The sequence below is a fragment of the Agrobacterium pusense genome, from assembly GCF_900102105.1.
In the GTDB taxonomy this organism is placed as follows: Bacteria; Pseudomonadota; Alphaproteobacteria; order Rhizobiales; family Rhizobiaceae; genus Agrobacterium; species Agrobacterium pusense.
The window spans coordinates 79841-94409 of sequence record NZ_FNBB01000002.1 but is presented as its reverse complement, the minus strand read 5'-3'; the positions used below and the strand labels follow the sequence as shown (position 1 = coordinate 94409).

The 14569-nt window shown below is 59.0% G+C and carries 15 protein-coding genes and 1 pseudogene; 6 read left to right on the top strand and 10 right to left on the bottom strand.

Annotated elements, in window-relative coordinates:
- Positions 1-19: 19 nt before the first annotated feature.
- A complete protein-coding gene (locus BLU28_RS05060) occupies positions 20-601 on the bottom strand; it encodes an ATP-dependent Clp protease proteolytic subunit (RefSeq protein ID WP_003523060.1) in 582 nt (193 codons plus the stop codon).
- A 233-nt stretch (positions 602-834) separates the two neighbouring features.
- Between BLU28_RS05060 and BLU28_RS05055 the strand changes: the two genes are divergently transcribed.
- Positions 835-1425, top strand: a complete 591-nt coding sequence (locus BLU28_RS05055; RefSeq protein ID WP_077987379.1) for a HupE/UreJ family protein — start codon at positions 835-837, stop codon at positions 1423-1425.
- Positions 1426-1525: 100 nt separating this feature from the next.
- On the top strand, positions 1526-2278 hold the full coding sequence (locus BLU28_RS05050; RefSeq protein WP_077987378.1) for a DUF2076 domain-containing protein: 753 nt from the start codon (positions 1526-1528) through the stop codon (positions 2276-2278).
- A gap of 25 nt (positions 2279-2303) precedes the next feature.
- Here the strand turns inward: BLU28_RS05050 and queF are convergent, their stop codons facing one another.
- The 4 genes from queF to BLU28_RS05030 all read right to left on the bottom strand — a co-directional run bounded on the left by queF (position 2304) and on the right by BLU28_RS05030 (position 5415).
- Positions 2304-2768: a preQ(1) synthase gene (gene queF / locus BLU28_RS05045; protein ID WP_004430149.1), complete on the bottom strand. Its 465-nt coding sequence runs from the start codon at positions 2766-2768 to the stop codon at positions 2304-2306.
- Between the two features lie 16 nt (positions 2769-2784).
- Positions 2785-3687, bottom strand: coding sequence for a cation diffusion facilitator family transporter (locus BLU28_RS05040; RefSeq protein ID WP_004443025.1), 903 nt, complete (start codon positions 3685-3687; stop codon positions 2785-2787).
- Positions 3688-3842: 155 nt separating this feature from the next.
- Positions 3843-4244 (bottom strand): glyoxalase superfamily protein, encoded by a 402-nt coding sequence (locus BLU28_RS05035; RefSeq protein ID WP_077987377.1) that lies wholly within the window; start codon positions 4242-4244, stop codon positions 3843-3845.
- 67 nt (positions 4245-4311) lie between these two features.
- Entirely contained in the window at positions 4312-5415 is a 1104-nt protein-coding gene (locus BLU28_RS05030) for a branched-chain amino acid ABC transporter substrate-binding protein (RefSeq protein WP_004443027.1), read from the bottom strand.
- A 286-nt stretch (positions 5416-5701) separates the two neighbouring features.
- On the opposite strand from BLU28_RS05030, the gene BLU28_RS05025 reads away from it, so the two are divergent.
- Entirely contained in the window at positions 5702-6877 is a 1176-nt protein-coding gene (locus BLU28_RS05025) for a DUF3095 domain-containing protein (RefSeq protein ID WP_037089968.1), read from the top strand.
- A 128-nt stretch (positions 6878-7005) separates the two neighbouring features.
- Here the strand turns inward: BLU28_RS05025 and BLU28_RS05020 are convergent, their stop codons facing one another.
- The 4 genes from BLU28_RS05020 to BLU28_RS05005 form a co-directional block, all read right to left on the bottom strand.
- Positions 7006-7326 (bottom strand): ArsR/SmtB family transcription factor, encoded by a 321-nt coding sequence (locus BLU28_RS05020; protein ID WP_003524068.1) that lies wholly within the window; start codon positions 7324-7326, stop codon positions 7006-7008.
- A gap of 536 nt (positions 7327-7862) precedes the next feature.
- Positions 7863-8909, bottom strand: coding sequence for a choline ABC transporter ATP-binding protein (gene choV, locus BLU28_RS05015; protein ID WP_077987376.1), 1047 nt, complete (start codon positions 8907-8909; stop codon positions 7863-7865).
- Complete coding sequence (gene choW / locus BLU28_RS05010) at positions 8906-9757, bottom strand: choline ABC transporter permease subunit (protein ID WP_004443035.1); 852 nt, start codon at positions 9755-9757, stop codon at positions 8906-8908. Before choW ends, choV begins: the two co-directional genes overlap by 4 nt.
- A 187-nt stretch (positions 9758-9944) precedes the next feature.
- Complete coding sequence (locus BLU28_RS05005; protein ID WP_373887382.1) at positions 9945-10847, bottom strand: choline ABC transporter substrate-binding protein; 903 nt, start codon at positions 10845-10847, stop codon at positions 9945-9947.
- A gap of 372 nt (positions 10848-11219) precedes the next feature.
- Between BLU28_RS05005 and BLU28_RS05000 the strand changes: the two genes are divergently transcribed.
- From BLU28_RS05000 to BLU28_RS04990, 3 genes are all read left to right on the top strand, one after another.
- Positions 11220-11801 carry a thymidine kinase gene (locus BLU28_RS05000; protein ID WP_077987375.1) on the top strand — a complete coding sequence of 194 codons (582 nt, stop codon included), beginning with the start codon at positions 11220-11222 and terminating at the stop codon, positions 11799-11801.
- A 111-nt stretch (positions 11802-11912) separates the two neighbouring features.
- Positions 11913-12362, top strand: a complete 450-nt coding sequence (locus BLU28_RS04995; RefSeq protein WP_077987374.1) for a pseudoazurin — start codon at positions 11913-11915, stop codon at positions 12360-12362.
- Positions 12363-12598: 236 nt separating this feature from the next.
- On the top strand, positions 12599-13756 hold the full coding sequence (locus BLU28_RS04990) for a DUF2333 family protein (protein WP_077987373.1): 1158 nt from the start codon (positions 12599-12601) through the stop codon (positions 13754-13756).
- A gap of 30 nt (positions 13757-13786) precedes the next feature.
- Here BLU28_RS04990 and BLU28_RS04985 read toward each other — a convergent pair.
- A pseudogene (locus BLU28_RS04985) lies at positions 13787-14502 on the bottom strand (helix-turn-helix transcriptional regulator).
- Positions 14503-14569: the final 67 nt, after the last annotated feature.

Genomic DNA, 14569 nt, shown 5'->3' with positions numbered 1-14569 from the left:
TCGACTGAAAATCCGGAACTCAGAGTTCCGACTGGCTTTCGACGATCTTGCCGACGAGGCCATAGTCCTTGGCCTCTTCCGCGCCGAGCCAGTAATCGCGATCGATATCCTTGGCGATCTTTTCTTCGCTCTGGCCGGTGGCCTTGGAGAAAATCTTGATCAGGCGCTGGTTCATCTTGATGATTTCGCGCGCCTGGATTTCGATGTCGGACGCCATGCCGCGCGTACCGCCGGAGGGTTGGTGCAGCAGGAAGCGGGTGTTCGGCAGGCAAAGGCGACGTTCTTTCGGCACCGAAACATAGATCAGCGCGCCGGCGGAGGCGACCCAGCCCGTGCCGATGATGTAAACCTTCGGCTTGATGAACTTGATCATGTCGTGGATGGAATCACCCGATTCGACATGACCGCCCGGAGAATTGACGTAAACGCGGATGTCGTCGTCGCTGGCGGCGGCAAGGGCCACGAGCTGCGTGCAGACCTTCTGCGCCAGTTCCTGCGTGATGCCACCATAGATGAAGATCGAACGCGACTTGAAAAGATTCGCTTCCGTTTCCTTGCCGATCGGCAGTTCCTTGCTCTTGTCGTCTTCGTCTTCGTTCATAAACGGCTCTCTCCAGCAAAATTCGTGCATGCCCTTCGGACATAGTGCGACTTGTTACGTAAGGCAATGAGCAAAAAAGACAAGGTTCGCGCCCGAACAATAAACAGCACCCCCGGCAGATGACGCATGGACAGCTCGTTCGTCTTCGCGATATCGTCAGCGTGTCATTGCAGTGCCGCACGCTGCGGAACCCCAAGACAGCAGGTGGGCGGCGATAATCTTAAGAGGGAACCATGCTGAAAAGACTAAGCCTTGCAGCCGCCGCGCTCGGCCTTACCACCCTGCCCGCTTTCGCGCATTTGAACCCGGAAGAACACGGCTCCTTCATGGCCGGTGTCTCTCACCCCTTCTTCGGTGCGGATCATATTCTGGCGATGGTGGCGGTCGGCATCTGGGCCTCCCAGATTGCTGTCGCGCAAAGTGACCGAAGGGCGCTGTGGATCGTGCCGGCCGCCTTCGTCGGCACCATGGCTGTGGGCTTCCTGATGGCGGTTTACGGCATCGACCTGCCCTTCGTCGAACCCGCCATTCTCGCCTCCGTCATCGGCCTTGGCCTTCTGGTCGCCATGGCGGCAAAGCTTCCCACCGCAGCAGCCGCGGCCGTTGTCGGCGCTTTCGCGCTTTTCCACGGCCATGCGCATGGCGGCGAACTCGGCAGCGCGGGCGCGCTGCAATTCGGCATCGGCTTCATGATCGCCACCGCCATCCTGCACCTTGCCGGCATCGCCCTCGGTCTCGGCATCGCCCGCTTCGGCTCGGTCGTCAGCCGCACGGTTGGCGCGCTCACGGCGATTGCGGGCCTCTCGCTCGCTTTCGGCGGCTGAGGATCATTACCGAAATTTAAAATTCGGACCGCTTTGAAAAGCCAAAATTGTGGCCTACCTCCTTATCGTAGAATTTCGCTTCACGGTAAGGAGGCAGCACATGTCACCGGAAGAAAGCCAGCTTCTCAAGGGCCTGTTCGAAAGAACCAAGGCCGCATCCGCCACCCCGCGTGACCGCGAGGCGGAAACGTTGATCGCAGACGCCGTGCGCGATCAGCCCGCAGCTCCCTATTATCTCGCTCAGGCGGTGATCGTGCAGGAGAAGGGACTGGAGGCGGCAGCAGCCCATATCAAGCAGCTCGAAGAGCGCATCCACGCATTGGAAAGCGCCAACCCGGCCCCTCAGGCCGCAGCGCAGGGCGGCTTTCTCAGTTCCATCTTCGGCACCGGCCAGCCGCAGCCGCCAGCTCCGACGCCAGCACCTGCTGCTGCCGCGCCGGCCTCGTGGCGCAACGATACCGCTGGCCAGACGGCCGGTCCGTGGGGATCGCAGGCAGCCCAGCAGCAGCCCGGTGGACCGTGGGGTCAGCAGCCGGCAGCAGCCGGCCGATCTGGCGGCGGTTTCCTGCAGGGCGCGCTTGGCACCGCAGCCGGAGTTGCAGGCGGCATGCTGCTTGCGAATTCGCTGAGCGGCATCTTCGGAAGCCACATGTCGTCGCTCGGTCTCGGCTCGCCCTTCGGCGGCAATAGCGGCACTGGCAATGCGCCAGTCGAAGAAACGGTCATCAACAACTATTATGGTGACATGGCGAACCCGCAGGATAACAATGACGACGATATCCAGCAGGCCGATTACGACGACAGCGCCGATGATGCCGATTTCGATTCAGGCGACGACAGCTCGTTCGTTTGAGCTTTTTATCACCTAAAGAGCCGGATCAGCCGCGGCCGCGATAAGTGGCAACGCCCTGATCCGGCAGCCATACGCCCTCGGGCGCCGGTCCGGTCTGCCAGAACACGTCGATCGGAATGCCGCCGCGCGGATACCAGTAGGCGCCGATACGCAGCCACTTCGGCTGCAGCAGCTCCACCAGACGCTTGGCGATATAGACCGAGCAATCCTCATGGAATGCGCCATGGTTGCGGAAGGACTGCAGGAACAGCTTCAGCGACTTCGATTCCACCAGAAAATCGCCGGGAATATAATCGATGACGATATGGGCGAAATCCGGCTGGCCGGTCATCGGGCAAAGCGAGGTGAACTCGGGCGCGGTAAAGCGCACGACATAATCGGTGCCGGCATTGCCGTTCGGCACTTTTTCAAGAACGGCCTTTTCAGGGCTCTCTGGCGTATCGACCTTCGTGCCCAGCTGCGACAGGCCGGAAACATCCGTCACGGACATGGAAAACTCCTGTTTTTTAAACGATCACTTTGACGCCATGCGCCTTTTCGCCTTCCGGCTCGACGTGAATGGCAAGGCTGGCGCCCGGTATGACGTCCCTTATGGCATCTTCAAGGCGGTCGCAAATATCATGCGCCTCACGCACCGTCATGATCGCCGGTACGACGACGTGAAAATCGATGAAGGCGGCCGAACCGGCGCGGCGGGTTCTGAGATCATGGACACCGATAATGCCACCGGAATTGGCTGCGATCGCCTTCTTGATCGCCTCATCCTCCTCGGGCTCCACTGCCCGATCCATCAGGCCACCCAGCGAATGCAGGATGACCTTCGAGCCCTGAAACAGAATGTTGACGGCCACGAGAATGGCAAGCGCGGGATCGAGAATGGCATAGCCCGTCAGCAATGCCAGGACGAGGCCGACAAGTACGCCTGCCGATGTCACGACATCAGACATGATGTGGTGGCCGTCGGCCGCAAGCGCCGGCGAAGAATGCTGTTTGCCGACGCGGATCAATATTGTCGCCCAGACAGCGTTAATGATCCCGGCCGCGGCATTGATGGCAAGACCAAGTACCGGCGCTTCCGGCAGTCTCGGATTGAAGAGAGCGCCCCAGGCCTCCTGCACGATCAGCAGGGCGGCGACAACGATCAGCACCCCTTCGACAACAGCGGAAATATACTCCGCCTTGTGGTGGCCGAACTGGTGGTCGTCATCGGCGGGCTTCTGCGCATAACGAATGACGAAATAGGCGATGAAAGCCGCGACCACGTTGACGGTCGATTCCAGACCGTCGGACAGCAGCGCGACCGAGCCGGTAACCCACCAGGCCACAAGCTTGAGGCCGAGTACACCGAAAGAAAGCGGAATGCCCCAGAATGCGAGCTTCCTGACCAGCGCATTGCCTTCAACGTTCATTTTCTGTCCCCGTGCGGATGCGAACGAATTGCATCATCAAGTCCCAAAACGCACGAACCGCGCGCACGGGGGTACCCGTGCGCGCGGTTCGCAATTTGCGCGTTCTATCGTTCAAACCATGGCAAAGGTCAAGAGCCGTAGCGGCCTTCAAGGCCTCATGGCCGGCTTTTCTGTTCGCAGAAACGGATGCGGTTGCCGAAGGGGTCGGTCACCTCCATCACGTCGCCCCATGGCAACTCTTCGACACCCGGCTTCATGAAGCGATAATCCTTCGCTGCCAGTTCGCGCTGAAAGGCATGAACGCCGTGCATCGTGACAAAGATGTTCGAGCCCGGTGTCGCATCGCCATGATGGCCGCTGAGATGAAGACCCATCCCCGCGCGGGAAACCTGCATGTAGAGCGGGAAATTTTCGCCGAAGCGGTGTTCCCAGTCGACCTCGAAACCGAGAAAATCGATATAGAACTCCCGTGCCTTGGCCTCGTCGAACATCCTGAGGATGGGGAATATCCGCTCGAAAGCGATATCTCCGTCTATGCGCGTCCCGGCATCGGCCATGCTGCCTTCACCTTCTTCAGGCCATAAAATGAAACCGGCCGCAACAGGTGCGGCCGGTAAGATCAGCTTATTCGGCTGCGACGATCTTGCCGTCCTGCCACTTGAACAGCGAGAAGGTCTGCGAGGTCAGGTCACCGCTTTCGCCATAGGTGACCTTACCAATTGCGGTCGGGAAGGCTTCACCGCTCTTCAGGACCTTGGCAACCGCTTCGGAATCCTTGGCGCCAGCCTTTTCGATGCCGGCCTTCAGGACTTCGACAGCAGCGTAAGCATTAAGCGTGAAGGCTTCCGCCGGAATGTTGGCGGCCTTCAGCGCTTCCGCAGCAGCCTTGGAATCAGCGTTCTTCAGCGCGTCGGAAGCATTGGTGAAGATCGTGCCTTCGCCAGCCTGCGAACCGATGTTCCAGAACTCGCTGTTCGACAGGCCGTCACCGCCGATAACGGCAGCCTTGGAGCCGATATCCTTCAACTGGCGCACCAGAAGACCGGCTTCCGGATGGTAACCGCCGAAATAGATGATCTCGGCATTGTCGGACTTCAGACGTGCCGTCAGCGCGCCGAGGTCCTTTTCACCCGGCGTCAGGGCATCGTAGAGAACTTCGGTCACGCCGCCGGCATTCAGCGTCGCCTTGAAGGCATCTGCCAGGCCTTTGCCGTAAGCGCCCTTGTCGTGAATGATGGCGACCTTCTTGTCCTTGAGGTTGGCGAGAACGTATTTCGCCGCAACCTCGGCCTGCTGGTCATCGCGACCGCAGGTGCGGAAGACGTTGGAAAGGCCGCGGTTGGTAAGGCCCGGCGCAGTCGCCGTCGGCGTCACCATCAGCACGCCGTTTTCGGCAAAGACGTCCGAAGCGGGAATGGCGACGCCGGACGTCACCGGACCGACGACGAAGTGAATGCCTTCGGCAACCAGCTGATTCGCGGCTGAAACGCCCTGCTTCGGCTCGCCGCCATCGTCGGCCAGCTTCAGCACGACCTGTTCGCCGAGGATGCCGCCCTTTTTGTTGATTTCATTGACTGCCGTCTGGGCGCCGTTCTTGACCTGGTCGCCATAAGCGGCGACAGGACCGGTGAGCGGCGCAATCAGGCCGATGACGATTTCGGCATGGGCAAGGGGTGCGAATGCGAAGGACGCTGCAAGCGTCACGCTGGTCAATGTCTTCAGTTTCATCCTGGTGTCTCCTTAAAGGGGGTCGCGGGACCCGGTGAGCGCCATGGGCGCCGACCGAATGAAACTATCGGACGCCTCCCGGCGAAAACTCGTTCCATTTTTGAATTCCGAGCCTTCCACTCAACTCATACGGAAGGATTGATGATCTATGCAAGTCACCTTTGCTGGATTAGGTCTATTAGAGGTAAATCAAACGCGAAGCGGGCCATGATCCTATCACTCCGAAGCACGGTATCGCCCTATGGAAATGCTTGGCGTTTGGCCGCCGCTGGAGGATAATCGCGGCATGATCACAGCAGATGACGAATTTCTGACGGGCCTGCCCGTTTTCCAGCGCTTTGAGGACGTGGTTGATCCGGCGCTTTATCGTGCCCTGCCACCGGGATGGGGGCTTGCCATCGCCGATATCGTCGATTCAACGACGGCGATCCAGACCGGCCGATACAAGGCGGTGAACATGGCCGGCGCGGCTGTCATTTCCGGTGTGTCGAACAGTCTCGGACGTCACGACCTGCCCTTCGTTTTCGGCGGCGATGGCGCCGCCGTCACTGTGCCCCCGGGCGGGCTGCCGCTTGCCAGCGCCGCTCTTTCTTCCGTTCAGCGTTGGGTGAAGGACGATCTCGACCTTACGATGCGGGTAGCTCTGGTTCCGGTTGAGGATATTCGTGAGAATGGTTTCGATGTGCGCGTCGCGCGCTTTCAGGCAAGCGACGATGTTTCCTATGCGATGTTTTCAGGTGGCGGCAATAGCTGGGCCGAAGCACGGATGAAGGAAGGCCTTTATATCCTGCCCACCGCAGCCGCAGGCGAACGCCCGGATCTGACCGGCCTCTCATGCCGCTGGAATCCCATTCCGGCGACCCGTGGCAAGGTTGTATCCATCATAGCGGTGCCGGGGCCGTCGCGGGACATGCCGGCATTCCGCAAGCTTGTTACCGATCTTGTCGATCTGGCCGAGCAGGACGGAAGGCATGGCCACCCCGTGCCTGAGGAGGGCCCGAAGCTCGGTTTCGTGCGGGAGGGACTGAATCTCGAGGCACGCGCAGGAGCGGCCCATCGCGACGTCTGGGGCCAGTTGCGCCGTTCGTCCCGTATTCTCGGCGAGACCCTGCTTATCAATTTGCTCGGCTTGACGGGTCTTTCGCTCGGACGGTTCAATGCGGAGCGCTATCGGCGCTCCGTCGCCAGCAATACCGATTTCAGGAAATTCGACGACGGTTTGAAGATGACCGTGGATATCGACGGCGCAAGGCTCGAAAAAATTCGCGACCGGCTGGAGCAAGGCCGCCTGTCTGGAAGCTGTTATTTCGGCCTGCATGAGCAGGACGCCGCATTGATGACCTGTATCGTACCCTCCCCGCTTTCACGGGATCACATGCATTTCGTGGACGGCGCTGACGGCGGATATGCGGCTGCAGCAACCCTGCTCAAGCAGCAGATGCAGGCTGTGCCCGCCCGCTGATCGCACCCGGCGCAAAGACCAGCGCGCTCCTTGCGGGACCACCCGCCCGGTCAGGTGACTCACAAACGAAAAACCGGCGTCAAGCGCCGGTTTCAATTCAATGCTGCCGGAGGCCTGACGGCCCCGGATCAGGCGGCTGTCTTGCTGCTCTTCTGCGCCTGGCAATAAATTTCCTCAAGGGAGGCCAGGATTTTCTTAACGGATTCGGAGTTGCTGGAATAATAGATGGTCTGCGCATCCCGTCGTGTCTTTACCAGCCGCTGGGCCCGCAATTTCGAAAGATGCTGCGAAAGAGCGGACTGGCTGAGACCAACCTGAGAGGCGAGAACACCGACCGGCACTTCCGTATCCACCAACGTGCATAAGATCATCAGGCGCTTGGGATTCGCCATCGCTGAGAGCAAGTCTGCAGCGGCGATGCTATGTTCCGACAGAGATTGGTTATCCATACGCTCAAGTCTCCTGATGACAGTCGGAAAGACGGTCATGGTGGCTATTATAGGTGTTCCAAAAGGTGTTTTTATAATTCGGTGGATACGTTGTATATACCTAAATCTTGCTTATATCGTGTCCCTTTCAAAGACTATTCTTCACTAATTATCCATCTAAGACACTTCACCTAAAATATCGGCGTTCTGCCTTATTTTTATCACATTTACAATAAAAACATGTATTAGAATAAGTATTCATAAGCAACAAATGATAAAAATTTCAACTCCCAAATCACCATAACCCGCGACCGATTTTGAGGCTTTAAGCTTATACCACCTTAAATTTAGCAACGCGCTACAGAATCTAGTTTTACTTTGCGCAATTTTCTCGAAATTTGCAATATGGTTTTTATTAGTAATAATTTTCATGCATAACTTATGATGTCAAAGATACTCTTTCCAACAGGGGGAAGGTAACTTGCCCGGAATATCTGCGGAAAAACAAAAGGGACCCCCGGTGAGGGAGGTCCCTTTTGTTTCCTGGCAAAAGCCAGTTATTTTTTGCGATGACGGGTCAGCCCTGTCACGACTTCGTCAGCGGAAATCGTGCCGACGATCGCGCCATTGTCGACGACACCGATTGCGCCGGAATGTTTGGCCAGCGCATCGAGAATGTCGATCAGGGGGGATGACGGGCGGGCGGTGGCCGCAACGGTCATCTGGCCGTTGCGTTCATCTACGCCCCGCTTCATCACATCCGCAGCGGTCAGCATGGAGATCGGGTTCATATTCTGCACGAAATCCGCGACATATTGCGTGGCCGGTTGCTTGACGATCTGCTGCGGCGTCCCGCACTGGATGATGCGTCCGCCTTCCATCATGGCGATACGATTCCCGATGCGGAAAGCCTCATCCAGATCGTGGCTGACAAAGAGAATCGTTTTCTTCAGCCGGCTCTGGAATTCGAGAAGCTCATCCTGCAGGCGGCTTCTGATAAGGGGGTCGAGCGCCGAGAATGGTTCGTCCATCAGCAGGATCGGCGCGCCGGTGGCAAACGCTCTCGCCAGTCCCACACGCTGCTGCATGCCGCCGGAAAGCTCTCCCACCTTGCGGTCGGCCCAGGCGGAAAGATTGACCAGTTCGAGCTGCTCGGCCACCATGCGTTTGCGCTCCGCTTCCGGTACGCCGGAAAGCTCGAGCCCGAAACCGACATTGTCGGCCACGTTACGCCATGGCAGAAGACCGAATTGCTGGAACACCATGGAAACCGTATGCATGCGCAGGTCGCGGAGCGATTTGGCCGTTGAGCGATAGGGATCGACAAATCCGGTCTTGGTCTTCACCCCCACATTGCCGCGTACCACGGGCGCAAGCCCGTTGACGGCCCTGAGCAGCGTCGACTTGCCCGAGCCGGAAAGCCCCATAAGCACGAGTATCTCGCCTTCGCTCACCGACAGCGATGCATTGGCGACACCGAGCACCAGCCCGGTCTCGGCATTGATCTCGTCGCGCGTACTGCCTCTGTCGATCATCGGCAGCGCGGCATCGGGCCGGTCGCCAAAGACGATATCGACATTTCCGAAGATGATGGCGTCACTCATAGATCATCCTCCGTACCGGGAAGGCGGAAAAGCCGGTCAAGAACGATTGCCAGTATGACGATACACAATCCCGCCTCGAAGCCCATGGCGATATTGACGGTGTTCAAGGCGCGCACGACAGGCACGCCCAAACCATTGGCGCCGACAAGCGCGGAAATGACCACCATCGACAAAGACAGCATGATCGTCTGGGTAAGACCGGCCATGATCTGCGGCGCGGCAAAGGGCAGCTCCACCTTGCGCAGCACCTGCGACGGCGTTGCTCCGAAGGCGACGGCCGCCTCGACCAGCGCCGGCGGCGTGGAGACAATGCCGAGGCGCGTGAGCCGCACCGGAGCCGGAATGGCGAAGATGACGGTGGCGATCAGCCCCGGAACCATGCCAAGGCCGAACAGCACCAGCGCCGGAATGAGATAAACGAAGGTGGGGATGGTCTGCATCAGGTCCAGCACCGGGCGCATGCCGGCATAGATCCATTTGCGCCTCGCCGCCAATATGCCAAGCGGTATGCCGATGATCATGCACACGGCGCTGGCGGCGATCACCAGCGCCAGCGTCTCCGTCGTCGCTTTCCAATAGCCGAGATTGATGATGAGCAGCAGGCCGAGTGCGGTGAAGACGGGCATGCCGATCGAGCGTCGCGTCCAGGCCGAAAGCGCCGTGACAATCGCCACGATGACCAGCGGATGCGGCGCCTGGAGCACATAAAGCAGGGCGTTGATGACGCTTTGGAAAATGAAGGAAAGCCAATCGAAGAAAAAAGCGAGATTGCCGGTCAGCCAGTCGATGGCCTCCTTGGCATATCGGCCGACGGGCAGGCGGTTTTCAGGAGCGCTGAGCCATTCCACGGTAAGAAAAGACCTTTCTTAAACAAATGCAGAAACAACGACCGGCAGACGGCGGCCGGACGCGGTGCTGGCGCATGACCTGCAATGCGTTGAAAATGCGCGGGCAAGGTCATGCATGGGCATCGATATTTCCCGCTGCATCCAGCCTGTCGCACAGGCCGGATACAGTCATGCATAGTCTTGCGTTTTAAAGGCCAAGCGCCTTCTTGACGGCGGGCAGGGCGTCGGCGCTGCCATCCTTGGTCTTGACGTTGGCGAGCCAGGGTTCGACCGCAGCCGGATTGGCCTTCAGCCATGCGGTGGCGGCGGCTTCGCCCTCAAGCCCGTCATTCAGGATTTTGCCCATGATCTCGTTTTCCATGGGCAGGGAAAATTGCAGGTTCTTGAGGAAGGCGCCGACATTGGGGCATTCCTCGACATAACCCTTGCGAACATTGGTGTAGATCGTCGCACCACCGAAGTTGGGACCGAAGACCTCATCGCCGCCCGTCAGGTAGGTGAGCTTGAAATTCGCATTCATCGGATGCGGTTCCCAGCCGAGGAAAACGATCGGCTCGCCGGATTTTTCCGCGCGGGCGACCTGCGACAGCATCCCCTGCTCGGAGGATTCGACGACTTCGAACGCCTTCAATCCGAATGTATCCTTGGCCACCATGTCGAGGATCAGGCGGTTGCCGTCATTACCGGGCTCGATGCCGTAAATCTTGCCGCCAAGCGCGTCGCTGTGCGTGGCGATGTCCTTGAAATCCTTGATGCCGAGTTCGGCACCCTTGGCGTTGGTCGCCAGCGTATACTTGGCGCCGGTCAGGTTTTCCCGCAGCGTTTCGACCGATTTGTCTTCGCGGTAAGGCGCGATATCCCCTTCCATGGTCGGCATCCAGTTGCCGAGGAAGACATCGATGTCTTTGTTTTTCAGGGATGTATAGGTAACGGGAACCGAAAGAAGCTTGACGTCGGTTTCATAGCCTAGGCTTTTCAGTAGCACCGTGGCGGTAGCCGTTGTGGCAGTGATGTCGGTCCAGCCCACATCGGAAAACCGCACCGTGCCGCAACTTGCCGGTTCGGCGGCACCGGCCGCGCTGAACGTCATGGAGGAGATTGCTGCGGCCAGAACCAGACAGCGACGTCTATTTGCAAACATTGTTTGCTCCCTTTTTTTCGTTCCCTTGCCATTATCAATATCTTCCGGCCACAATCAACTCGCGTGCATTTGCGTGCTTTGGCCCGCCCGTTTGCGACAAAAACGGCAAAAGCGTCGGGATTCGAACCTGCAAATGGGAAAGAGCGGACCGCAGAAATCTGTGTTTTTCGCGCCTGCGCACTTTTCAATCCACATCTTCCTCGTCAAAAGACGCCTGATGCGCATCGGATCGGGCTTTGTGATTGCCTGGTGAAATCCGGCGCGCCGTTTCGTGAGGTTGCGAGGCGTCCGAAAGGCGCGAAGGCGCTCCGGGAGTGGATAATGGCAAAACTCTATTTCAATTATTCGACGATGAATGCCGGCAAATCGACCATGCTGCTGCAGGCGTCCTATAATTATCAGGAGCGCGGCATGCGCACGCTGATCTTCACGGCCGCGTTTGACGACCGCGCCGGCGTCGGCCGCGTCGCCTCGCGCATCGGCCTGTCCTCCGACGCCCTGACCTTCGATGAAAATACCGATTTGTTCGCTGAAGTATCGGCCCTGCATGTACAGGCGCCCGTCGCCTGCGTTTTCGTCGACGAGGCCAATTTCCTCTCAGAACACCATGTCTGGCAGCTTGCCGAGATTGTCGACCGGCTGAACATCCCGGTCATGACCTATGGTCTGCGCACGGATTTCCAGGGCAAGCTCTTCCCTGCCTCAAAAGAACTGCTTGCGATTGCCGACGAGCTGCGCGAAATCCGCACCATCTGCCATTGCGGCCGCAAGGCGACGATGGTGGCCCGCTTCGACAATGCGGGAAATGTCGTCACGGAAGGCGCGCAGATTGAGGTAGGCGGCAACGAAAAATATGTTTCCTTCTGCCGCCGCCACTGGGTGGAGACGTTCAACGGCGGCTGAGCGGCTGCGTCCGGTTGCCGCATTTGATTTTTCGCAAAGATGACCGCCCGGCTCCTGCGCTAGAACGGCGGGGACATCCGCTTGGATGTGCTTTCTCTCAGGAGCAAAATTATGCAGAACAAAATTGCCGGATTTGCCAGCCTCGTCATTGCTGGAATTTTTGCCTTCCCCGCCCTGTCTGCCGAAATCGAAGTGAAGATGCTCAACAAGGGCAGCAATGGTCAGGCGATGGTCTTCGAGCCCGCAACCGTCAAGGCTGCCGTAGGCGACGTCATCACCTTCATTCCGGTGGACAAGGGCCATGACGCGGCAGCCGTGAAGGATATGATCCCCGAGGGGGTTTCCGAGTTCAAGGGCAAGATGAACGAGGCGGTGAAGCTGACGGTCGAGAAGGAAGGCGCCTACGTCGTCAAATGCACGCCGCATCTCGGCATGGGCATGGTCGCGCTTGTTGTCGTGGGCGACGCCGTGCCGGCCAACCTCGATGCCGTCAAGAGCGGCAAACTGCCGAAAAAGGCACGCGACCGGCTGAATGAGGAGATCGCCAGGCTCGGCCTCTGACTGCTTGCCCTCCGGCTCCGCGGCAGCCGTTACGTCGCAGTCCGTATGGAGAGCGATGATGGCCGGCGCGGACCGCAGGTTGAGAAAAGTTTCGCAATCATGTTGTATCCCGGTTGACCGGGACATATCTGCAGGACAGTAAATGACCGGAGTCCGACCAGGCGCCGAAGGGCGCCCCACCGGATGGCGGTTTTATTCCGGCATCCAGCCCCACGGGCAGAGGAGACTATGACGACATGATAGACCGGATCACCGCCACGATTCAGGCAGCCTTCAGTGCCATCGGCAGGGCCGCCGGTCTTCTCGTCGCCTGGCTTTTATGGCCCTTCATGGCCGCCCATGGCTGGTACAGCGGCCGCAACTGGCTCATCAGGGGCCCGATCGCTCTGGTTCTCATCCTGCTTGCCGGCTTCTACGGATATTTCGTCTGGCAAACGCAGGTCTGGAGCAATTTCGATCCCGATTACATTTCCCGTTACAAGCTTGCTGAACGGACCGTGCCGCCCGGACAGGAACTGCCGGCCGCCTCCCCGACGTCGCCCGCTGGCGCAACCGGTGCAGCCGCCAACACATCCGCACCGGTGTGCCAGCGCTCGGCCATCGTTGACGCTGCCGCCGATCTCACCGATTTCAACGTCAACCAGAATGCATGGATTTCCTCCATGCTGCTCTATCGCCTCGGTCTCTTCGGCATGGACTGGGATAGCACACCGTTTCTCGACAACAAGGCCTCATTCCAGCGCGGCGTGAACCAGGCCGTGCGCCGCACCTCAGTGGAGCTGGTGGATACGCTCGGGCGCGTGCGCGGGACATCCGGCATCAACAACAACCTCCAGGAAGCGCGTGGCAATATGCAGTTCAGCGAATATTCCTGGTATTTCGGTCTCGATCCTTTCGGCCCGAAGACGCCGACTCCCAGCTATTACCGCGCCGCGATCCGCAGCTTCCAGGCCTTCAATGGCGAGCTCGTCGCCTGCAAGGCCGTCTTCGACACCCGCGCCGACAACCTGATCCAGTTCATCGACCGCATTGCCGGCGATATCGGCTCGACATCGGCCATCCTGCGTGAGCGTTCGGAAAACTATAATGGCGGTTGGTTCGATACCCGCGCCGACGACCGTTTCTGGTTCGCCTATGGTCAGCTTAACGGTTATTACGGCGTACTTTCCGCAGCCGGATCCGACTTCGCGCAGGTCATCCGCGAACGCAACCTTACCAACCTGTGGAACGACACGCTCCTGCAGACCCGCGCAGCCTTGCGTATCCAGCCGGCGATCATCTCCAATGGTGAGGAGAGCGGCTGGATCATGCCGTCGCACCTGGCAACCATGGGATTTTACGTTTTGCGGGTTCGCTCCAATCTCGTCGAGCTTCGCTCGGTTCTCGACCGATAAGGCGCAGGTTTCCCCTAAGGGCGGGACCGATCAGACGATCAGGCCAAGGCGTATGGTCTTGGCCACCAGCTGGGTGCGGTTCACGCAGTCGAGTTTGCGGATGGCGTTGTTCATATAGGCGTTGACGGTATGTTCCGAGATGGAGAGAAGCTCGGCAATCTCCACAGAGGTCTTCCCCTGCGCCGTCCACCGCACCACGTCGAGTTCCCGCTTCGTCAGCGGTGAAGGCCCTCTGGAGCCAGTGCGGCAAAGCCGGTCATAGACTTCCAGCGCGTGTAGCGCGATCATGCCCAGCTCGTTCAGCGCGGCCTGTTGCAGGGTATCGCGATCGCCTGCGAAATTCATCAGATACCGATTGCCGTTCATGCCGTGTACCGGGACCATGAGACCCGAAGTGATGCCCATGCTGCGCACGGAGGATACGGCATCCTGAAGCGTTTCACACGCAATGTCCGGGTCCTGCAACGACCAATATTGCGGCATCATCGATGATGCGCCGCGCCTGATGACGGGACAATCCCCGAGCGCACCGTCGCTGGTCATCGCATTCACGACCCAGATTGGCAGGCTGCTTTCAATGACCGTCGGCAAACATAGGCATTTTGGCCGCCGGGCAGGAGCAGCAGGGTCACATAGGCGTAACCGAAGGCGCGCATCACTTCCTGCAGCGCCTCCAGCCATTGGGACTTGTCGGCAGCAGCCGACAGATCATCGCATAGCCTCGCCTGACGCTCCGTCTTCACCATTCACGCCCCTTCTCCGCGCCGGGTCTTGACGCCAGGAGCGAAAAAATGCGTGGCCATGACGGGGTTG